Here is a 21,010-nt window from a genome sequence, read left to right as displayed (position 1 = left end):
TGGTCTCGTGTTCCTATTCGGTTCTCGAAAGGGGCGAGGGTGGAGTCGACGGACGGCCGTGGACAGCTGCTCGCCATCAGCGACCTGCACATCGGGTACCCGGAGAACCGCGCCCTCGTCGAGCGCATGCGGCCCACCTCGGACGAGGACTGGCTCCTCGTCGCAGGCGACGTGGCCGAAACCGTCGCCGACATCCGCTGGGCCCTGGAACTGCTGGCCGGCCGCTTCCGCAAGGTGCTCTGGTCGCCGGGCAACCACGAACTGTGGACCCACCAGAAGGACACCGTCACCCTGCGCGGCGTCGAGCGCTACGACCATCTGGTCGCCATGTGCCGAGAGCTGGGCGTGACCACACCCGAGGACCCCTACCCGGTCTGGGAGGGCCCGGGCGGTCCGGTGGCCGTGGCGCCGCTCTTCCTGCTCTACGACTACTCGTTCCTGCCGCAGGGCTGCACGACCAAGGAGCAGGGGCTCGAGTACGCGCACGGCACCGGGATCGTATGCACCGACGAGTATCTGCTGCACCCCGACCCCTACCCGAGCCGCGAGGCATGGTGCCGGGCCAGGGTGGCCGAGACCGAGCGCAGACTGGAGGAGATCCCCGACGATCTTCCCACCGTGCTGATGAACCACTACCCGCTGGACCGGCACCCCACGAACATCCTGCGCCACCCCGAGTTCGCCATGTGGTGCGGCACCCGGCTGACCGCCGACTGGCACCGTCGTTTCCGGGTCGCCTGCATGGTCTACGGTCATCTGCACATTCCGCGCACCACGCACCACGAGGGCGTTCGCTTCGAGGAGGTGTCGGTGGGCTATCCCCGAGAATGGCGTCCGCGCGCGACACCGCCAGGACGGCTGCGCCGTATTCTGCCGATGGAGGTCCCAGCAGGTGATCGAGGAGCTGCTCCCGGGTTCGATCGCGGTCGTGGAGGCATACGGACGTGACGCGCTCGGCGACGGCGTCCTCCTCTATCCGGAGGAGGAGGCGGTCGTGGCGCGGGCCGTCGAGAAGCGGCGGCGGGAGTTCCGGGCTGCGCGGGGCTGTGCGCGGCAGGCCATGGAGAAGCTCGGTGTCCCGCCGGCGCCCATCGTGCCCGGCGAGCGCGGCGCACCGCGCTGGCCGGACGAGCTGATCGGCAGCATGACCCACTGCGAGGGCTACTGCGCCGCCGCGGTGGTGCACGCCGGCGAACTGGTCTCGGTCGGCATCGACGCGGAACCGCACGACCGGCTGCCGGAGGGCGTCCTGGAGGCGGTCGCGCTGCCCGCCGAGCAGGCCAGGCTGCGTGCCCTCGCCCACAGCCACCCCTCCGTCCACTGGGACCGGCTGCTGTTCAGCGCCAAGGAGTCCGTCTACAAGGCGTGGTTCCCCCTGACCGGGAAGTGGCTGGACTTCCAGCAGGCCGACATAGAGATCGACCCGGGCCCCGAGCCCGGCGCGCCCGGCCGTTTCCGGGCGCGGCTGCTGGTCCCGGGGCCGGTGGTCGACGACCACCGCATCGAGACCTTCGACGGCCGCTGGACGGCGGGGCGGGGTCTTGCCGCGACGGCCATCGCCGTACCCCGCCCCCAGAGCGGGGAGCGCACCTGACGGACCGCGGCACCGGACGCGCCGGACGACGCGCCGGATGCGGAAGGGCTAGGGCGCGACCACGGTGTCGACGATCATGCGGGTGACGCCGTCGAGGCCCCCTTCGGCGAGCGCCCTGCGCTGGAGCTCCGCGCCCGTGCCCCGCTCCAGCAGACGGGACACCGACGAGGTCACCTCGTGGGTGTCCCCGTACTCCGCCAGCGCGGGGCCGACGTGCTCCAGCAGCCCGTGCACCACCTCCTCGGCAGGACGGCGTCGGCCGCGCAGGTCGACCAGATCCCCGCTCAGCCCATGGCGGGCGGCCTGCCACATCGCCGCGCGCACGAACTCGGCCTCGTCCTGGGGCGTCCTGCCGCCCGCCGCGGCTTCGCGCATGGCGGTGTCGGCGAGGGCGCGCGTCAGGCCCGCGAACATCACGGCGTCGTCCGCGTGCAGCTGCACGTCCAGGCAGCGGACCTCCACCGTGGGGTAGTTGTCGGACAGCCGGGCCTGCCAGTACAGCTGACCGGTGTCGCTGATCACGCCCGTCGACAGCAGGCGTCCCACACGCCGGTCGTAGTCCGCCTCGTCGGCGAAGTACGGCGGCACGCCGCTGACCGGCCAGCGGTCGAAGACGATGGTGCGCCAGCTGGCGAACCCGGTGTCGTGCCCCTCCCACAGCGGGGAGTTCGCCGACATGGCCGTCAGCGTCGGCAGCCACACACGGAGGCGGTTGAGCACCTCGACGCCCGTCTGGCGGTCAGGCACGGCGACATGCACATGCATGCCGTTGACCCTCTGCTCGGCCACCAGCTGAGGGGCCTGCCGCTGCATCTCCCGGTAGCGGGCCTTGTCGGTGACGGGCACAGGCAGCCCCTCCGCCGGCGGCGTCCCGCCGGCCATGACCCGGCAGCCGCAGGCCCGCGCCGCCTCCGCCACGGCGTGCCGCAGCCGCCGTAGATGCCCGCCGACCTCTTCCAGCGTGGCGCACACCGGCGTGGCCACCTCGACCTGCGCCTGGAGCAGCTCCGCCTGGATCTCGGCGTCCGCGACGAAGGGCGCCAGTCCGGCGGCGGCCCGCACCTTCGCTCCCCGCGCCGTCGGCCGGCCCGTTACCGGATCGATCAGCAGGTACTCCTCTTCCACCCCGACCGTTGTCATCGCCGACCTCTCCCTCGCCCCTCGCGCCCGCGCACCACAGCCGGAGGACGGGCCCGCAGCGCTCCGGGCGCACGACACGCCCGTCACCGGCCCGCCCTGTCTGCCCGAGGGCGCGCAGAACAAGTTCCGCGAGCAGGCCGGATCAAACCGGGCCGCGCGGCGGCCGCGCAGCGGTCCTCCGCCGTGACCGGCCACGACTGATCCGGCGGACCGGTGCCACGGCCTCGTGGACGGCCCGCACGCCTCCCGTGGCGGAGGAGTCCCGCGCGGGCCCGCTCAGGGACACCACCGCCCGCACAGGCGGAAGAACTCCTCCTCGGCGCCCGTGAGCCCCGCCTCCGCCAGGGCCCGGTCCGCCTCGGCCAGGGCGGCGGTCGGGACCGCGGGTGGTCGGCGCGGATCCGGTGGTCCGTCGAACGCCGCTCGTACGGTGTGGAGGAGGCGCAGATAGGCCTGCACGGCGGCGCGTTGGCGATCGGTCAGTACGGCGGTCGGCATCGGTCGGCTCTCCCCGGTTCGGCCGCGCGGCCCGGCAGGGCGTGCGGCAGTACATGCACGGTGCACGCCACCCGTACGCGGTCGGTCCCCGCGCACAGCGGTGGCGCACTCCCAGCTTGCCGTCCGCCACTGACAATCCCGGGGCCGAAGCCACGAGTTCGCCCGCTCAGCGCAGCCGAAGCCTTCCCGAAAACCCTTGCGGGACAACGGGCCTGCGCCGACGAGCGGGGAAGAACACACTCGGACGCGACGGGCCGCCGGGACGTCCGGCGGCGCGAACTCCTCCACAAGGGACGCGGGATGTGCACGAGAGGAACCAACACGGCACGGCAGGAAGGGGAGACAGAATGCGGTTTGTCCGGCATGCTCGCCGTTGTCCCTGTGCCTCTGTGTCAGAGGCCGGTTGAGGACCACGGAGAAGTGACTACTGTGGCGATCTGGATGTTCCACGGGCCGTGCCGACCGGCCACCGTCCCGTCGCGGGCGACCGCCGGGCGGCAGCGGACACCGACGTCGAAGAACGGGGAGTGACGACGTGAAGACCAGGCGCGAGAAGAGGATGAAAGAACTCAGCGCCGAACTGCTCACCTGCCTCGGCCAGGCCGCGCCGGGTGACGACGACGAGATATTCGCGGCGCTCGGCGGCATCCTCACCGGTCTGCGCGGTCGTCCGGTGGTGCTGAAGCGGACCACCTTTCCGCCGGGCACCGCGAGCGGGCTCTGGCTCGACCTGGAGGACATGGACATCGTCGCCGTCCGGGACGACACGACCAACAGCGAGCACGAGCACGTCATTCTGGGCCATGAGATCTGGCACATGTTCGAGGGACACTGCGGAGCCCACATCCCGGCGGGCCGCGCCGCCGCGCGGGCACACAGCTTCCACGCCGGCGCCGTGGACGATGTCGTGCGCCGGCTCCTCGCCTCCCGGGACACACGACTCGGCGGGCTCGGCGAGCCCCAGCTCGGCGTCGCCGCCCGCACGCGGTTCGACGACCGTCACGAGGCGGAGGCCGAGATGTTCGGTCTGCGGCTGGGCACCGACCTGCGTGCCTTCCGCCGGACCCATTGGCGCGCCGACCTGGGCCAGGTGGCCGGGCGCATCGAGGATTCGCTGGGCAGAGGTCTCTGGGTCTGAGTCGTGGACGGTCGGTTCTACTACCTGACGGCCCTGCTCCTGTGGAGCGGCCTCGCCATCAGGATCCCCAGACTGCTGCACAGCCGGCGCGACCCCGCGCTGGTGTCGCTGTGCGCGGTCGTGCTGTCGGCCGGGATCTCCTTCACCCTGTCCGCTCCCGCCAGCGTCGCGGCCGTCAACCATCTGACAGGCGTCCCGAACATCGCCGCACCGCTGGTCTACACCGTGGTGACCGCCTTCAGCGCCGCCTGCCTCGTCGTGATCGTCTACTGGCGCGGGGGCGAACCGGAGCACGTACGCCGGGTGGCCCGCCGATGGCTGACCGCCTACGCCGTCGTCATCATCGCCCTGTGGGTGCTGTTCGCGGTGGGCAACGCACCCGTTGAACGCCGGACCGACCTGGACACCTACTACGCCACCACCCCCGGCCTCGCCGAGATGATCACCCTGTATCTGCTGGCGCACCTGGTCGCGGCGTTCACCACGACGACGCTGTGCTGGCGCTGGTCCCGGAAGGTGACCGGCTGGACCCGCAAGGGCCTGACGGTCCTCGTGCTGGGCTGGCTGCTCAACGGTGTCTTCGGGGTGGTCAAACTGGCCGCCGTGGCGGGCCGTTGGACCGGGCGGCACTGGGACGGCCTGAGCACCGACCTCGCCCCCGGGGTCGCCGCCGTCGCGGCCGCCCTGGTCACCGTCGGCTACGCCCTGCCGCTGGTAGGCCCGCGCATCGAGAGCGTCGCGGCCTACGCCCGGCTCCGACCGCTGTTCAAACTCCTGGTCGACCCCGACGACAAGCGGTACTGGGTGCCGCTGTCCTGGCGGTCGCTGGGCGACATCGACCTCAGACTCACCCAGCGGGAGACCGGGATCCGCGACGGCATCACCCGCCTGGAACCCCGCTTCGACGACCGTGTCCGAGAACGCGCCTACCACCAGGCGATCTCGGCCGGGGCGAGCGCCCCGGAGGCCGAGGCCATCGGCGCTGCCGCCATGGTGGTCGCCGCCGCCCGGTCCGGCACGCCGGACGACCCCCCGCCCGGCGGGTACGGCCCCACCGCATTCGACGGCACCTTGGGCGACCTCGTCCGGGTCTCCCAGGCCGTCCACACCCTCATCGTCACCGACACACTGCACGCGGGGGGCAGGGCGGAGAGCCGTCAGACATGAACTTACGCACTCAGGCCCCCGGTCCGACCGCAGTCTCCGGGGCCGCCGCGCCATGAAGGCCAACCTCGGTTTCTACCTCGCCGGCTGGCTGCTGCTCCTGGCCTGTCTGCTCAAATTACCCGCGCTGATCCGTGCCCGTGGCCGGGACTGGCTGCTGTCCTCGATCTGCGCCCTGCTGCTGGTCGGATCCGGGGTGTTGTTCACCTCGGCCCCCCAGACGATCATCCTGGTCAACCGGACCACCGGGGTGTCCAACTTCTCCGCCCCGCTGGTCTACTGCGCGCTCACCGGCTTCTCCGCGGCCTCGGTCGTGCTCGTCCTGAACTGGCGCGGCGGCTCCGACAAGGGCCACACCCGGCGCCTGTCCCAGCGGATCATCGCGCTGTATCTGCTCGTATGGGTACTGATCATCACGCTGTACGTGCTCGGCGACGCCCCCGTGGAGCGGCGCACCGACTTCGACGTGTACTACGCCGGCACGCCCTACATCCGCGAGATGATCCTGCTGTATCTCCTCGCCCACGGGCTGGCCTCCTATGTCTGCAGCCGTCTGTGCTGGCGCTGGTCGCGCGATGTGCACGGCACCATGCGGATCGGCCTGCGCGCCCTCGCCCTGGGTTATCTGATGCACTACGCGGGCTACGACGGGGCCAAACTCGTGGCGATCGGCGCCCGTTGGACGGGGCACGACTGGGACTTCCTGGCCACCGGTGTAGCGCCCAGCATGGGCCAGCCCAGCGCCCTGCTCGTCGCCGTCGGCTTCATCCTCCCGCTCGTGGGACGCCGCAGCGAGGACGCCGTACGGTACTGGCAGCTCGGCCCGCTCGCCCGGACCCTGAGCGCGGTCCCCGGCGCGCCCGGCCTCACCCAGCTGCCCCTGCCCTGGTGGACGCCCGACTTCCAGTTGCGGCTGACGCAGCGTCAGACCTATATCTCCGACCGTATCGTGGCCTGCCGGGGCTGCTTCGACCGCCGGACATGGAACGAGGCGCACGCCGCCGCCCTCGACCGGGGAGCGGGCGCACAGGCCGCCGACATCATCGCCGAGGCGGCGATGATCGCCGTCGCCGTCGACCGGTACAGGGTCGTCGGCGACGAGCCCTCGACGGGCCAGGAGCCCCCCGGTCTGTTCTGCCCGCCGCCCACGACCGGTGACCTCGCACGGCTCTCCCGCGCCCTGCGGACCCGCGTCGTCAAGGATGTCCGCCGAGGCCGCCGGATCCACCCCGAACAGGCCCCGACCTGACCCCGGCCCCGGACGCGCCGGCCGGAGCCGCCCCGGCGGGAACGGTCAGTCCTCCCCGCCGAGCGGCGCCGGGTCCAGCGCCGCCTTGCGCTCCCGCTCGGTCAGCGGAGGGCCGTCGAGGAGCGGCTTCTTCCGGCCGAACCACACCAGGGCGAGCATGTCGGGCATCAGCAACCGGGCCGGGGACGCCTCCATGCTCATCACGTCAAGGAGGATCCGCAGCGCACGCGGATTGCGCGATCCGGCGTCGACGGCCCGGTCCACGAAGGCGGCGAGCGTCCTCTCCAGCCGGGTGGGCTGCTGGTCGCCGGCGCCCGGGTAGAACACGTCCTGGCCCACGGCCAGGCTCCAGGCGTTCTCGACGGGACGCGCCGCGGCCTTCTGGATGCGCCGGGCCGTCCCAGGAGCGGTGAGGTGCTGCCGTCGCAGCACACGGCGCATCGCGAGCACGCTCAGCGCCGAGGCGCTCAGCCCATGACCGTAGACCGGGTTGTAGCCGGCCATGGCGTCGCCGAGGACGGCGAAGCCCTCCGGCCAGCGGGCCGTCTTCTCGTAGTAACGCCGCTTGTTGGCGGTGCTCCGGGTGGTGACGACGTCGGTGAGGGGTTCGGCGTCGGCGAGCAGCTCGCCGATGACGGGATGGGGCAGGGCGTGGGCGAAGTCCAGGAACGCCTCGTTGTCCGCGGTGGGCTGCCCGCCGCGGGTCCCGGAGAGGGTCACGAGCCAGCGCCCGCCCTCGATGGGCAGGATGATGCCGCCCCGGCCGGGGGCCTGCCGGGGGTCGGCCTGGACGTTGACGATGGGATAGCCGTCGGCGGTGCGTCCGGGAGCGCGGTAGAGGCGGCTGGCGTAGCCGACGCCGGCGTCGACCGTGCGCTCGGCGACCGCCGGAAGGCCGAGTTCCCGCAGCCAGACGGGAGCCCGGCCGGCCCGCCCACTGGCGTCGACGACCAGGTCGGCGGTGAGGGTGCTCGTCGAGTCCGCCGACCGTACGCGTACCCCGCTGACACGGTCCGCGCCGCCCTCCAGGGCCAGCGCCTCGGTCCCCGACCGCAGGGTGATCCGGGGATCCTCCAGGACCCGCTCCCGTACGACGGCGTCGAGCAGATCGCGGCTGCACAGCAGATTGACATGGCGGCTGTGGGTGAACCGGCGGAACCACTGGCCCGAGGGGGCCTTGGACACCAGATCGGTCATGATGCGCGCCTTGCGGGCGCCGCGCGCGACGAGCCGGTCCACCACGCCCGGCAGGAGTTCCTCCAGGGCCTTCACCCCACCGGACCACAGGATGTGGGCGTGGCGGGCCTGCGGAAGCCCCTTGCGGGGGGCAGGACCGTCCGGCAGCAGGTCACGTTCGACGACCGTGACGTCGGCGTGCTCGGCGAGCACCGCCGCGGCGAGCATGCCCGTCATGCCCCCGCCGATGACCACCGCGGTGCGGCGGAGGGCGATTCCGTCAGACATGGCCTGGCACTCTTTCTGTCGTGGAGCGGAACACTGGGGGTGGGCGGCGGTCGGTCACGGGCGCAGCCGGGACGTCTGGTCCACGAGCCCGCGCAGGACGGACACGTGGGCCTCGTCGCCGCCGAGTTCGTCCAGGATGCGGTACGCCGCGTCGCGGAACTCCCCGATGTCCTTCTCGCAGTAGGCCAGGGCGGACGGGCCGAGGAGGAGATCGGCGAGATCCGACCGGGCCTCGTCGGACGTAGGCGCGTCGGCGTGCAGGGCCAGGATCCGCTGCCGCTCGCCGGGCGACGCCTCCTCCAGGGCGCAGGCCAGCGCATAGGTCACCGTGCCGTTCAGCAGGTCCTCGTGGCGGCCCGAGGCGAGGTCCTCGTAGTCGTTGAAGATCTGCCACAGAATGCCGAAGACATCGCCGAACTCCCGCCACAGGCTCGTGCGTTCGGCCTGCGCCCCGGACAGGACGGCGGCCATCGCCGTGATCATGGCGAAGGGAGCGCCGGACTTTCCCCGGTAGGCCGCGAGGACCGTGCTCCGGACGGCCTCGCCGGTGTTCTTGCGCATGTCGTCCATCTGCCCCTCGGCGGCCGTCATCCCGCACGCCAGCAGTTCCGCCGTCAACGCGGGCCGAACGGCGGCCGGGACCGCGGGCGACTCCAGGACCTGGAGCGGCAGCAGATGCCCGGTGACGACGGCCGCCAGCAGCGCCTCGTGCAGACCGAGGCCGGCGGGAAGGGCCGCGCCCTGTCCGTCGGCCAGGTCGTCGAGGTAGCAGGCCGACGTCCACCACAGAGTGTGCACGGCCGACAGCGGCAGGGCCGGTTCGGCACAACCGGTCTCCGCGCCGTGCACCAGCAGCGGAAGCACCGACAGCGGGTACTTCATCGGCTGGTGCCGCAGCAGTCGGTCGACCGCGTCACGGACGGCGGGCGCGGACTCGCCCGCCCGGGCGAGCGAGTCCGCAAGCTCTGCCTCGATACCGGCGGAGAACTCGCGGTGCAGATCCAGGTACGTCTTCAAGTGGCACCCCCATGCGCCTGCGGTCGGCGTGATGCGTGCTCTCCGGGGAGAGCGGGCCCGGTCAGGTCCGGGCACGGCTGATGCGTTCTCGGCCGGTCGGCGTGTCGGTCATGCAAGCCGTACTCCGGCCGTGCTGCGTACGGCCGCGACGACCGGCGACCTGCGCAGCGCCAGGGACATGCGGACGAGGTCGCGCGGGCCGTCGTGGGGCCCGGCGGGGGCCTCCGCTGCGCTGATGACACGGCCCTCCGGGTCTCTGGCCCGGGCCCGCACCGCTGCCGTCACCATCGCCGCGTCGGCCTCCGCCCGGGCCTGGACCGGGTCGGAGCCCGCAGCCACGGCGGCGTCGTAGGCGTGCGCGCGCAGATCGGGATCGAAGTAGGGGTACAGGCTCAGCATGCCGTCGTGGATGTCGGACTCCCGCTGCGTGACCTGCAGTTCCGCCGACGACCACCAGGAGATGCGCCCCTCGCGGCCGGTATGGGCGGATACCGGCCGCAGCTCGCGCCACAGCGGCCCCAGCCGGCGATAGGTGGACCAGGTGGTCCACTGGTCGCCGACACGACGGCAGGCGAGCGGCAGACAGAAGCCCACGGCGCTGATCTGCCCGCCGATCGAGGCGAGCGCGGGTGCGGCATAGGTGCTGAGGTCGTCGAGGTTCCCGCCGCTCCAGCGGGCGATCACGGCCGTGAACTTGGTCACCAGATAGGCCATGTTGAACATGTAGCCGGTCACGATGATCACGAGCCCGGCCCGCAGCCAGCCGTGGACCTGCAGAGCCCACCGCCAGCACAGCACGGTCATCGCGAGGCTCGCCACGGTCAGCGCCGCGAGATACAGCACGATCATCTCGCGGATGTACGGTGTGCGCGCGTAGTAGGTGTCGAAGTCCCGCAGTCGCTCCACCGGTGTGTCACCGAGGGCGAACAGCACGACCAAGGCCAAGATCACCACGCCGTATCCCGCGGTGATCCGCCGGGTGAGGCTGCGGGTGACGGCGGGCGGCCCGCCCCGCCAGTTGACGACGAGCACCAGACAGGCCGCGCTGAACGCGCTCAGCAGCGCATACACCAGCGGGGCGGAGACATTGGTGATGCCGGTGAGGTCGTTGACCTTCACGATGGTCGGCGGCGCGGCGAAGAAGAACACCGCACCCGCCAGGGCGAGCAGCGCGCACACGGAGCGCAGCAGCGGGTCGCGCCAGGAGCGCATCAGCGCCGGCGCCTTGAAGGCGAAGGCGACTGCCATCGCGGTGGCGGGTATGTAGTAGCTCGAACCGTCCATCGTGTCCGTGTCCCGCGCGCCTCAGCGGCCCTGTGGCCCGCGGTAGCCGAGCGAGGCCTCGATCCGGCCCGCCAGGTCGTCCCGCTGGACAGGGCCGCGCAGCGAGGAGCCCGCCAGCCACGTACGGCACTTGCTGGCCAGCAGCAGACCGAAGCTCTCGGCCTCCTGCTCGTCCGCGAGGTCGAAGTGCGTACGCGCGGCGACCTTGTGGACGGTCGCCTGGAGATCGGTGGTGTCGCTGAGCAGTCGCGCGGCGACCGTGGCCCCCTCCACGGCGTGGCCCTGGTGGCCGGCGTTCATGTGCCACAGTTCGTGACCGAGGATGACCAACTGGTGGTCCGGTGCGGTGCGTTCCTCGACGACCACCAGGTCCTGGTCGGCCATGTCGAGCCAGAGGCCGCTCGCGGTGCCGGGCGGGAAGGCGGCCATGCGGAACTGCACGGGGCGGCCCCGGCGTCTGCTCATGCCCGCGCACAGCGCGGTGTACAGGTCGGCGGGTGCCGCCGGTGCCGGGAGTGAGAGCTCCCCCATCAACTCGCCGCACAGGCGGCGCATTTCCCTTCCGATGCCCACGGTTCTCCCCAGGATCAGGACTCGGGCCGCTTGACGCTCTCCAGGAGCATGTCCAGCCATTCCGCGACCTTGTCGCGGTGCTGGTCGGTGGGCAGCTGGGCCGCCCGCCAGGCGATGCCGCGGACGCCATGGTCCTGCAGCAGCCGCTCCAGCGGGTCGTCGGCGGTGGCGGCCGACGCGCGCTCGCGGTCGGCGAGCTGCTGGAGGAGTTCCTGTTCCTTGCGCTGGAGGGCGCTCGCGAGTGCCTCGGGGTCCTCGGCCGTGAGAAACCCGGCATGCACCCTGAAGAAGCGCTGGATGGCGTCGCAGTGCTCCATGGTGGGGCGCCGGTCGCCGTTGATGAGAGCGCCCGCCTGTTGGCGGGACATGCCCGCGCCGTCGGCGATCTCCTGCTGGGTGTACTTGCGACCGTTGGGCTTGAGCCGGGTGCGGCGCAGCAGGTCGAGCCGCTGCAGAAAGCGCGCCTGAAGATCCGGCTCCCCGGCGGGAACCCCGCTCAGCAGGGCTCTCACCACCGGCTCCGGGACGCCGGAGGCGACCGACAGACGCGAGACGGCGAAGATCTCCTCGTGCGGCACCCCCACCCGGTCGGCGAGAGCGGTGACACGGGCGACGACGCCCGGCAGCAGACCCGTCGCCGTGGCGCCCGGAACCTCGAAGCCATCCGTCACCGACAGATCTCCTACGTCTCTTCTCACATCGTTCTCATAGTCGTCCGGAACCATCCGGAGATTAGCCGTTCTCTCGAACTCACATCCAGGTCTCGCCACAACTGTGGCGAGATTCGGCCGTCAACCGACGCCAAATGCCACGATAGTTGACACAGCTCGATCCGGCGCAGCAGGATCAGGGCGCCGCGTGCAGGCCGTAAGGGCAAGAGGGGTGACCTCCCGATGGCGTTTCAGGCAGGAGGGCAGCGGTCGCAGCCGCGGCCCGTCCCCGAGAGTCCGGAAGCAAGGGCGTACCTGCAGGACTACGCCATGCTCCTGGAGGCCGTCCCCTTTCCGTCCGTCGTCTTCGACCACCGCTGGGACGTCGTACTCGCCAACTCCGCGTTCGAGACCCTCTTCCGCGGGGTGGGACCGCATCCGACGGCCATGCCCGGTGACAACTTCCTGCGGTTCGTGCTGTTCCACCCGGACGCGGCCACGGTTCTCGGCGAGCACGAGTCGAGTTGGTGTCTGCCGATGCTGGCGCACTTCGCGGCGGCCATGGAGCGCCACGGCCACGACCATGGACTTCAGGCCATCCGCCGGGACATCGCCCAGGACCCGATCATGGACGCCGCCTACCGGCAGGGCCTGCCGCACTGGATTCGCGCCGTCGGCCCGGGCGCCGTGGAGCACGACGGGGCGGTACGCCCGCTGCTGCACCCCGACCCGCGCTGGAGCGGCGACTGCCGGGTGGTGGGGGAGACACCCAAGACCCTTGAGGCCATGGGCTACTCGAAGCTGACGCTGGTGCTGCGCGAGGCACGCCGCCCGGTACCCGCCGTCCGCAGTCCGCGCCGCACCCGGCGATCGACGGGTCACCTCAGCGTGGTGCCCGCACCGCCGGACTGAGACCCTCCTCACCGCCCCGGCTCCGTCGGTGTTCAGGTCACCGACGGCGCCGGGGCCCGCGGCGACCGCGGGCTCAGCCGGTCACGACGAGCACGAGCGGAACCCCGTCGCACGGGACCAGACGCAGCCCCCGCCAGACATCCGGTCGGGCCCCCTCCAGCACCGCGGCGAAGTCGGGCCCCTTGGTGAGCGATCCGGCCAGATGCGCCGCGTCGGCCGAGGCCGCCACCCGGCCCCGGGCGTTGACCAGATGCGCGGGCCCGGGCAGGCGGCGCAGCAGGGGGAGCACCGTCGCCTCGAAGTGCCGTAGGTAGACGTCGGCCGCGGCGACCCCCGCGAAGCGCCCCGCGAGGTGGACGGGCGCCGACAGGGTCAGGCTGTACTCGTCGGAGCAGAGGTAGTCCACATAGGGACCGGCCACCGCCCGCCGCCCGGTGTCACGGGGCAGCGCGAACCAGTCCCAGTGCGTGTAGTCGGAGTACGCCGAGTGCGCCGGATCCAGGTCGGGCAGCAGAGGCCGTATGTCGCCGTTCGCGCCGGTCTGCCACCACTCCAGCCATGCCGGTACGTCGCTCAGCAGCCCGGGGGCCGAGACGAACCCGACCCCGGACACCAACTCCTGCCGGGCCAGCCGGGCATGGAGTCCCGGGCGCAGCGCGGCCAGGTCCGCGGTCGCGGGCCGGAGGCCCCGTTCGGCCACCCGGGACAGCACCGCCGTGGTGTCGGCGCAGGTCTCCGCGACGGCGTCGAACACCGCCTCCAGCGCGGCCCGCACCCGGGCGGTCACCAGCGCTTCCGGCGGGGCGGCCAGACCGGTGCTCGTGCTCATCGGCGCCCTCCCGCGCACACGACCGGATGCCGGCGCGTCCTTAGAGACCGAGGCGCAGCGCGATGAGCCGTGCCGTCGATTCCCGGACGCACCGCTCGGCCAGCTCCCTGGCCGAATCGTGCGCCCCATCCTGCACCGCGGAGATCACGGCGCGGTGACGGTCCGCCACCTCTTCGCGATAGGTGTCGTCTCCGAGGACGAGGCACAGCAGCGCGCCGACCTCCGTCTGGAGCCCGACCTGCTCCCGGGTGAGCCGGGCGGACTGGGCCGCCGCCGCCAACTCCACATGGAACCGGCCGTAGACCCGGCTGCGTGCCGCCGCGTCCTCGGCCGCCGCGAACTCCTCCAGGGTGCGCCGGAGCGGCGGGAGGTCGTCCGGGCCGGTGCGCTGGGCGGCGAGCCGGGCTGCGGCGCCGGAGACGGCCGCCCAGTGGTCGCCGAGATCGCGCAACTCCTCCGTGCTCCAGCCGGCCAGCCGCAGCCTGATCCGCTCCTCGGCCGGATCCGCCGGCAGCGAGACGAAGCTGCCGCCGCCGCGGCCCCGCCGGGTGGTGACCAGACCCTGCTGCCGCAGCGCCATGAGCGCCTCCCGCAGGGTCACGGTGGACACCCCGAGCTGTCCCGCCAGCTCGCTCTCGCCGGGCAGCTGCTCCCCGTCGGCGAGCAGTCCCAGTTCGATGGCGTCGCCGAGGCGGCGGACGACCGTCTCCACGCGCGCGCGGGTGTCCACGGGAGAGAAGACGGCTCTCCGGGCACCGCCGCCCCAGTTGTGCTTCATGGCCACCACCTTGTGCGTTGACTCAACCTTTACCTTAAGGGGGTCTTGAGCTTTGAACTATGAGTTCATATCTTTTCGATCCAGAGGTAAGAACGGAAGAGTGCACCAGAAAGGTTCCCGTCCATGGAGGGAAGCGCGATCCGGCTGCGAGGGCTGCGGAAGGAGTTCGGTGACACGGCCGCGGTGGCCGGGGTCGACCTGGAGATAGCCGACGGGGAGTTCTTCTCGATGCTCGGCCCGTCCGGCTCCGGCAAGACCACCGTCCTGCGCATGATCGCGGGCTTCGAGAGCCCCACCTCCGGCGCCATCGAGCTGGCCGGCCAGGACGTCACCGGGCTCGCACCCTTCGAGCGGGACGTGCACACCGTCTTCCAGGACTACGCGCTCTTCCCGCACATGACCGTCGAGCAGAACGTCGCCTACGGCCTCAAGGTCCGCAAGGTACCCAAGGCCGAGCGGCTCACCCGGGCCCGCGAGGCGCTCGCCGGCGTACGTCTCGAAGCCTTCGGCGGGCGGCGGCCCGGACAGCTCTCCGGCGGCCAGCGGCAGCGGGTCGCACTCGCCCGCGCCCTCGTCGGTCGCCCCCGTCTGCTGCTCCTCGACGAGCCGCTCGGCGCCCTCGACCTCAAGCTGCGCGAGCAGATGCAGGTCGAACTCAAGGCGATCCAGCGGGAGGTCGGGATCACCTTCGTGTTCGTCACCCACGACCAGGAGGAGGCCCTGACGATGAGCGACCGCATCGCCGTCTTCAACCAGGGCCGCATCGAGCAGATCGGCACCCCCGCCGAGATCTACGAGCGCCCCGCCACCGCGTTCGTCGCCTCGTTCGTCGGCACCTCGAACCTGCTGCAGGCCGAGGCGGCCGAGCGGATCGTCGGCACCGCCGGCACATACAGCATCAGGCCCGAGAAGATCCGGGTCCTGAAGGAGTCCGCCGACGCGGACGAGCCGGAGCACTCCACCGCCGTCGGCACCGTCGCCGAAGTGGTCTACCTGGGCGACGCCACCCGCTTCCTCGTCGACCTCGACGCGGGCGGCCGCCTCACCGCGCTCCAGCAGAACCTGGAGACCTCCTCCGAGGACGTCGCCGCCTACCGCGGCACCCGGGTGCGCCTCCAGTGGCACCGCCGCCACGCCGTCCAGGTCCCCGACGCCCGCTGACCCCCGCACCCAGCCCCCACCGTCACGTATGGAGAACGACGTGCGTCTCACCATCGGTACCCTGAAGGCCGCCGCCGCCGCCGCAGTGCTGCTCGCGGCCACCGCCTGCGGCTCGTCCGGCTCGGGCGGCTCCTCCTCGTCCACCGGCCTCAACCCGCCCGATCTGAAGGCGCAGTCGAAGCTGGGCAAGTCCGAGGGACAGGTCAACCTCGTCGCCTGGGCCGGCTATGTCGAGGACGGCTCCAACGACGCCAAGGTGAACTGGGTCAGCGACTTCGAGAAGCAGACCGGCTGCCAGGTGCACTCCAAGGTCGCGGCCAGCTCCGACGAGATGGTCAAGCTGATGAAGACCGGTGAGTACGACGCGGTCTCCGCCTCCGGCGACGCCTCCCTGCGCCTGATCGCCTCCGGGGACGCGGCACCGGTCAACACCGACCTCGTGCCGAACTACAAGGACGTCTTCGCCGACCTGAAGCTCCAGCCGTGGAACTCGGTCAAGGGCAAGGCCTACGGCATCCCGCACGGCCGCGGCGCCAACCTGCTGATGTACAACACGGACAAGGTCAAGCCCGCGCCGACGTCCTGGTCCGCCGTCTTCGACGACGCGTCCCGGTACAAGGGCCACGTCACCGCGTACGACTCCCCGATCTACATCGCCGACGCGGCGCTCTATCTGAAGGCCGCCAAGCCCGAACTGAAGATCAAGGACCCGTACGCGCTCGACCAGAAGCAGTTCGACGCGGCCGTCGACCTGCTGAAGAAGCAGAACGCGAACGTGGGCGAGTACTGGGGCGACTACCTCAAGGAGGTGTCCGCCTTCAAGAGCGGCGACTCCGTGGTCGGCACCACCTGGCAGGTCATCGCCAACCTCGCGCAGAGCGAGGGCGCCAAGGTCAAGGCCTTCGTGCCCAAGGAGGGTTCGACCGGCTGGTCCGACACCTGGATGATCTCGGCCAAGGCCAAGCACCCCGACTGCGCCTACCAGTGGATGAACTGGATCATCTCGCCGAAGGTCAACGCCCAGGTCGCCGAGTACTTCGGCGAGGCACCGTCCAACGCCAAGGCGTGCGAGGAGACCAGCGACAAGAACTTCTGCACCACCTACCACGCGGCCGACACGGCCTACTGGAAGAACGTCGCCTTCTGGAACACCCCCATCGAGCAGTGCCTCGACGGCCGTACGGACGTCAAGTGCGTGCCGTACGCCAAGTGGGTCCAGGCCTGGACCGAGATCAAGGGCTGAGGACACGACCATGACCGCCACCCTGCCGGCCGCCGGACGGACCCCCGTCCGGCGGCTCGCCGGGCTGCTGCACCGCCGTCCGCGGCTGCGGCTGTCCCTGCTGCTGACCGCGCCCCTGCTGTGGCTGGCCGTGCTCTACCTCGGCTCGCTCGCCGTGCTGTTCGTCTCCGCCTTCTGGACGACGGACTCCTTCACCTCCGAGGTGGTGAAGGTCTGGTCCACGGACAACTTCCACGCGCTGCTGACCACGCCCGTCTTCCGCCAGGTGATCCTGCGCAGCATCGGCGTGGCCCTCGCGGTCACCGTCCTGTGTGCGCTGATCGCCTTCCCGCTGGCCTTCTACACCGCGCGCGTCGCCCGGCCCAAGTGGCGGCCCCTGCTGGTGGTCGCCATCCTCACGCCGCTGTGGGCGAGCTACCTGGTGAAGGTGTACGCGTGGCGGCTGATCCTGTCCGAGGGCGGGCTCGCCGACTGGATGCTGCAGCCTTTCGGGCTGAGCGGACCGGGGTTCGGGCTCCCGGCGGCCGTCATCACCCTGACCTATCTGTGGCTGCCGTACATGATCCTGCCGATCCACACGGCGTTCGAACAGCTGCCCACGGGCCTGCTGGACGCCTCCGCCGACCTGGGGGCGCGCCCCGGCCGCACCTTCCGCTCGGTCGTGCTGCCGATGGTGCTCCCGTCCGTGGCCGCCGGCTCGGTCTTCACCTTCTCGCTCAGCCTCGGCGACTACATCACCGTGCAGATCGTCGGTGGCAAGACCCAGTTGATCGGCAACCTCGTCTACTCCAACATCGAGCTCAACCTGCCCATGGCCGCCGCGCTGGGCACGGTTCCGGTGCTGGTCATCGTGCTGTACCTGCTGGCGATGCGCCGTACGGGCGCGCTCAGCAGTCTCTAGAACTCCGCAGCCTCCAGCAGGGGTACCCGTCATGCAACTGTCCCGCTCCGCGCGCATCGCGCTGCGCGTCGCCGCCGGCCTCGGCTTCGCGGTGATCTATGTCCCGCTCGCCCTCGTCCTGGTCAACTCCTTCAACCCGGACCGTAGCGCGAGCTGGCCGCCGCCCGGATGGACCACCCACTGGTGGTCGGTGGCCTGGGAGAACACGGGGGCCCGCAGCGCGCTGTGGGTCTCGGTGAAGGCGGGTCTCGGCGCCACGGCTATCGCGCTGGTGCTCGGGACGCTGATCGCGTTCGCGGTGGCCCGGCACCGCTTCTTCGGCCGCGACGCCCTCTCCTTCGTGGTCGTCCTGCCGATCGCGCTGCCCGGCATCGTCACGGGCATCGCGCTCAACTCGGCGTTCAGCACGGTCCTGGAACCGCTCGGGGTCGGGCTGGGCCTGTTCACCGTGGTCGTCGGCCACGCCACCTTCTGCATCGTCGTGGTCTTCAACAACGTCGTCGCGCGACTGCGCCGTACCTCCGGCTCCTACGAGGAGGCGGCGATGGACCTGGGCGCCGACACCTTCCGCGCCTTCGTCGACGTGACGTTCCCGCTGGTGCGCTCGGCGCTGTTCGCGGGCGCGCTGCTGTCCTTCGCGCTCTCCTTCGACGAGATCGTGGTCACGACGTTCACGGCCGGTCCCGGCATCGAGACCCTGCCGATCTGGATCTTCGACAACATGACCCGCCCTCAGCAGGCCCCGGTCGTGAACGTCGTGGCGGCGGTGCTCGTCGTCCTGTCGGTGGTCCCGATCTACGTCGCCCAGCGCCTGTCGGCGGACACGGCGACGGAGAGCCGGATCTGACGGCGACGGAGCGCCGCATCCGACGCCGACGGAGACGCCGGCGGAGAGCGGAATCTGGCGGGATCACCAACGCAAGCCGCTTGCATTGTTTGCGCTATTCTTGCGTCCATGACGCGACGACTTGCTGAGGTGGCGAAGAAGGTCGGGGTCAGCGAGGCCACGGTCAGCCGGGTGCTCAACGGTAAGCCCGGGGTCTCCGAAGCCACCCGGCAGGCGGTGCTCTCCGCGCTCGACGTCCTCGGCTACGAGCGGCCCACCCAACTGCGCGGCGAGCGGGCCCGGCTTGTCGGGCTGGTCCTGCCCGAGCTGCAGAACCCCATCTTCCCCGCCTTCGGCGAGGTGATCGGCGGCGCGCTCGCCCAGCTGGGGCTGACCCCGGTGCTGTGCACCCAGACCAAGGGCGGGGTCTCCGAGGCCGACTATGTGGCGCTGCTGCTGCAACAGCAGGTCTCCGGGGTGGTCTTCGCCGGAGGGCTCTACGCACAGGCCGACGCCCCGCACGACCACTACCGACTGCTCGCGGACCGCAACATCCCGGTGGTGCTGGTCAACGCGGCCATAGGACACCTCGGCTTCCCGGGCGTCTCCTGCGACGACGCCGTGGCCGTCGAGCAGGCCTGGCGTCACCTGGCCTCGCTGGGGCACGAGCGGATCGGCCTGGTGCTCGGCCCGAGCGACCATGTGCCCTCGGCCCGCAAGCTGGCGGCGGCGCGGGCGATCGCCGGGGAGCTGCCGGACGAGTTCGTCGCCCGGGCCATGTTCTCGATCGAGGGCGGTCACGCGGCGGCCGTCAAGCTCATCGAGCGCGGCGTCACCGGGTTCATCTGCGCGAGCGATCCGCTGGCCCTGGGCGTGGTGCGGGCCGCCCGCCGCAAGGGACTCGACGTACCCTCCCGGATCTCCGTCGTGGGCTATGACGACTCCGCGCTGATGAACTGCACGGAACCGCCGCTCACCACCGTCCGCCAGCCCATCGAGTCGATGGGGAAGGCCGTCGTCGAACTGCTCAACGCCCAGATCGGCGGGAGGTCCGTACCGGCCGACGAACTGCTCTTCGAACCGGAGCTGGTGGTGCGCGGATCGACCGCGCAAGCGCCTCGCGGCTGAGATCCACTCTGCTGTCGAATAATTACAGATTCTGCGCGGCATCTTGCGGAGAGATGTCGGCGGTGCTTGAGTGTGCGGCGCCCACCGCTCCTGCCCAGAGGGGTCCACCGATGAGAAGCACCGGGTTCCGCCGTACCTTCGCCGCGATCGGCGTCTGCTCCCTCGCCCTCACCGCCGCCGCCTGCGGATCGAGCGACGACGCGGCGAGCGGCAAGACGCGCATCACGGTCAACTGCGAGCCGCCCAAGAGCGCCAAGGTCGACCGCCGGTTCTTCGAGGAGGACATCGCCTCCTTCGAGAAGCAGCACCAGGACATCGACGTCGTCGCCCATGACGCGTTCCCCTGCCAGGACCCCAAGACCTTCGACGCCAAGCTCGCCGGCGGCCAGATGGAGGACGTGTTCTACACGTACTTCACCGACGTCAAGCATGTCGTCGACACCGGCCAGGCGGCCGATCTCACCCCGTACGTCAAGGAGTTGAAGAGCTACGACACCCTCCAGCAGCAGTTGCGCGACATCTACACCGTCGACGGCAAGATCTACGGCATCCCGCGCACCGGCTACTCGATGGGTCTGATCTACAACCGGAAGCTCTTCCAGCAGGCCGGCCTCGACCCCGACCGGCCGCCCACGACCTGGGAGGAACTCCGCGCCGACGCCAAGAAGATCGCCGCGCTCGGCAGCGGAACCGTGGGCTACGCCGACTACAGCGCCCAGAACCAGGGCGGCTGGCACTTCACGGCCGAGCTGTACGGGCAGGGCGGGGACGTCGTCTCCGCCGACGGCAAGAAGGCCACCGTGGAGACCCCCGAAGCGCGCGCGGTCCTGCAGAACCTGCACGACATGCGCTGGACCGACAACTCCATGGGCAGCAAACAGCTTCTCGTCATCAACGACGTCCAGCAGATGATGGGCTCCGGAAAGCTCGGCATGTACCTCGCCGCCCCCGACAACATCCCGATCCTGGTGAAGGAGAAGGGCGGCAACTACGACGACCTGGCCATCGCCCCCATGCCCGGCGGCAAGGGCACGCTCATCGGCGGCGACGGCTACATGTTCAACAAGAAGGACACTCCGGCGCAGATCCGCGCGGGCCTGAAGTGGCTCGACCACATGTTCCTCACTCCGGGCAAGGGCTTCCTCGGCGACTACGCCCGCGCCAAGAAGAACAACGCCCCCGTCGGACTGCCCGAGCCCCGGCTGTTCACCGGCGCCGCCGACGCCAAGGACCAGCAGGTGAAGCAGGCCAACGCCAATGTCCCGGTGAAGAACTACCAGTCCTTCCTCGACGGCAACCAGAACCTGCAGATGAAGATCGAGCCGCCGAACGCCCAGCAGATCTACTCCGTCCTCGACGGCACCGTCTCCGCCGTACTGACCAAGAAGGACGCCGACATCGACCAGCTCCTCAAGGACGCCGGCGGAAAGATCGACGCCATTCTGGCCCGGAGCTGACCCC

General features: G+C 71.0%; 21 protein-coding genes. 12 read left to right on the top strand and 9 right to left on the bottom strand.

Annotated features, from left to right (window positions below):
* Positions 1–39 precede the first annotated feature (39 nt).
* Positions 40–948, top strand: a complete 909-nt coding sequence (locus AB0L95_RS28865; RefSeq protein WP_365166306.1) for a metallophosphoesterase — start codon at positions 40–42, stop codon at positions 946–948.
* On the top strand, positions 893–1,594 hold the full coding sequence (locus AB0L95_RS28860) for a 4'-phosphopantetheinyl transferase superfamily protein (protein ID WP_365166304.1): 702 nt from the start codon (positions 893–895) through the stop codon (positions 1,592–1,594). Before AB0L95_RS28865 ends, AB0L95_RS28860 begins: the two co-directional genes overlap by 56 nt.
* Before the next feature lie 48 nt (positions 1,595–1,642).
* On the opposite strand, the gene AB0L95_RS28855 is transcribed toward AB0L95_RS28860, so the two are convergent.
* Positions 1,643–2,734, bottom strand: a complete 1,092-nt coding sequence (locus AB0L95_RS28855) for a glutamate--cysteine ligase (RefSeq protein WP_365166302.1) — start codon at positions 2,732–2,734, stop codon at positions 1,643–1,645.
* 276 nt (positions 2,735–3,010) lie between these two features.
* The gene (locus AB0L95_RS28850; RefSeq protein ID WP_365166299.1) at positions 3,011–3,232 is read right to left on the bottom strand and encodes a hypothetical protein; all 222 of its coding nucleotides are present in this window, start codon (positions 3,230–3,232) and stop codon (positions 3,011–3,013) included.
* 535 nt (positions 3,233–3,767) lie between these two features.
* Between AB0L95_RS28850 and AB0L95_RS28845 the strand changes: the two genes are divergently transcribed.
* The 3 genes from AB0L95_RS28845 to AB0L95_RS28835 are packed head-to-tail and all read left to right on the top strand — an operon-like array spanning position 3,768 to position 6,783.
* A complete protein-coding gene (locus AB0L95_RS28845; RefSeq protein ID WP_365166297.1) occupies positions 3,768–4,370 on the top strand; it encodes a toxin-antitoxin system, toxin component in 603 nt (200 codons plus the stop codon).
* Between the two features lie 3 nt (positions 4,371–4,373).
* Positions 4,374–5,537, top strand: coding sequence for an MAB_1171c family putative transporter (locus AB0L95_RS28840; protein WP_365166295.1), 1,164 nt, complete (start codon positions 4,374–4,376; stop codon positions 5,535–5,537).
* Positions 5,538–5,589: 52 nt separating this feature from the next.
* Positions 5,590–6,783 carry a DUF6545 domain-containing protein gene (locus AB0L95_RS28835; protein ID WP_365166292.1) on the top strand — a complete coding sequence of 398 codons (1,194 nt, stop codon included), beginning with the start codon at positions 5,590–5,592 and terminating at the stop codon, positions 6,781–6,783.
* 45 nt (positions 6,784–6,828) lie between these two features.
* Here the strand turns inward: AB0L95_RS28835 and AB0L95_RS28830 are convergent, their stop codons facing one another.
* The 5 genes from AB0L95_RS28830 to AB0L95_RS28810 form a co-directional block, all read right to left on the bottom strand.
* Entirely contained in the window at positions 6,829–8,247 is a 1,419-nt protein-coding gene (locus tag AB0L95_RS28830) for an FAD-dependent monooxygenase (RefSeq protein WP_365166290.1), read from the bottom strand.
* A gap of 54 nt (positions 8,248–8,301) precedes the next feature.
* Complete coding sequence (locus tag AB0L95_RS28825; protein ID WP_365166287.1) at positions 8,302–9,264, bottom strand: polyprenyl synthetase family protein; 963 nt, start codon at positions 9,262–9,264, stop codon at positions 8,302–8,304.
* A gap of 108 nt (positions 9,265–9,372) precedes the next feature.
* Positions 9,373–10,548 carry an MAB_1171c family putative transporter gene (locus AB0L95_RS28820; protein WP_365166286.1) on the bottom strand — a complete coding sequence of 392 codons (1,176 nt, stop codon included), beginning with the start codon at positions 10,546–10,548 and terminating at the stop codon, positions 9,373–9,375.
* A gap of 21 nt (positions 10,549–10,569) precedes the next feature.
* Positions 10,570–11,103, bottom strand: coding sequence for a toxin-antitoxin system, toxin component (locus AB0L95_RS28815; protein ID WP_365166349.1), 534 nt, complete (start codon positions 11,101–11,103; stop codon positions 10,570–10,572).
* 32 nt (positions 11,104–11,135) lie between these two features.
* The gene (locus AB0L95_RS28810; RefSeq protein ID WP_365166284.1) at positions 11,136–11,792 is read right to left on the bottom strand and encodes a helix-turn-helix transcriptional regulator; all 657 of its coding nucleotides are present in this window, start codon (positions 11,790–11,792) and stop codon (positions 11,136–11,138) included.
* 222 nt (positions 11,793–12,014) lie between these two features.
* On the opposite strand from AB0L95_RS28810, the gene AB0L95_RS28805 reads away from it, so the two are divergent.
* Positions 12,015–12,683 (top strand): hypothetical protein, encoded by a 669-nt coding sequence (locus AB0L95_RS28805; RefSeq protein WP_365166282.1) that lies wholly within the window; start codon positions 12,015–12,017, stop codon positions 12,681–12,683.
* Positions 12,684–12,756: 73 nt separating this feature from the next.
* Here the strand turns inward: AB0L95_RS28805 and AB0L95_RS28800 are convergent, their stop codons facing one another.
* Together AB0L95_RS28800 and AB0L95_RS28795 are read right to left on the bottom strand one after the other, a co-directional pair.
* Positions 12,757–13,512, bottom strand: a complete 756-nt coding sequence (locus AB0L95_RS28800) for a cache domain-containing protein (protein ID WP_365166280.1) — start codon at positions 13,510–13,512, stop codon at positions 12,757–12,759.
* A 40-nt stretch (positions 13,513–13,552) separates the two neighbouring features.
* Entirely contained in the window at positions 13,553–14,290 is a 738-nt protein-coding gene (locus tag AB0L95_RS28795) for a GntR family transcriptional regulator (RefSeq protein WP_365166276.1), read from the bottom strand.
* A 123-nt stretch (positions 14,291–14,413) separates the two neighbouring features.
* Here AB0L95_RS28795 and AB0L95_RS28790 point away from each other — a divergent pair, with 123 nt between their 5' ends.
* From AB0L95_RS28790 to AB0L95_RS28765, 6 genes are all read left to right on the top strand, one after another.
* Complete coding sequence (locus AB0L95_RS28790) at positions 14,414–15,451, top strand: ABC transporter ATP-binding protein (protein ID WP_365166274.1); 1,038 nt, start codon at positions 14,414–14,416, stop codon at positions 15,449–15,451.
* A gap of 28 nt (positions 15,452–15,479) precedes the next feature.
* Positions 15,480–16,694 (top strand): ABC transporter substrate-binding protein, encoded by a 1,215-nt coding sequence (locus AB0L95_RS28785; RefSeq protein ID WP_365166272.1) that lies wholly within the window; start codon positions 15,480–15,482, stop codon positions 16,692–16,694.
* 10 nt (positions 16,695–16,704) lie between these two features.
* Entirely contained in the window at positions 16,705–17,595 is an 891-nt protein-coding gene (locus tag AB0L95_RS28780) for an ABC transporter permease (RefSeq protein ID WP_365166270.1), read from the top strand.
* A 31-nt stretch (positions 17,596–17,626) separates the two neighbouring features.
* The gene (locus tag AB0L95_RS28775) at positions 17,627–18,442 is read left to right on the top strand and encodes an ABC transporter permease (protein ID WP_365166268.1); all 816 of its coding nucleotides are present in this window, start codon (positions 17,627–17,629) and stop codon (positions 18,440–18,442) included.
* A 108-nt stretch (positions 18,443–18,550) separates the two neighbouring features.
* Positions 18,551–19,549 carry a LacI family DNA-binding transcriptional regulator gene (locus AB0L95_RS28770; protein ID WP_365166266.1) on the top strand — a complete coding sequence of 333 codons (999 nt, stop codon included), beginning with the start codon at positions 18,551–18,553 and terminating at the stop codon, positions 19,547–19,549.
* 110 nt (positions 19,550–19,659) lie between these two features.
* Positions 19,660–21,006 carry a sugar ABC transporter substrate-binding protein gene (locus AB0L95_RS28765; protein WP_365166264.1) on the top strand — a complete coding sequence of 449 codons (1,347 nt, stop codon included), beginning with the start codon at positions 19,660–19,662 and terminating at the stop codon, positions 21,004–21,006.
* The last annotated feature ends 4 nt before the right edge of the window (positions 21,007–21,010 follow it).

The organism is Streptomyces sp. NPDC052036 (assembly GCF_040680495.1).
Lineage (GTDB): Bacteria > Actinomycetota > Actinomycetes > Streptomycetales > Streptomycetaceae > Streptomyces.
This window is presented reverse-complemented; position numbering and strand designations above follow the sequence as displayed.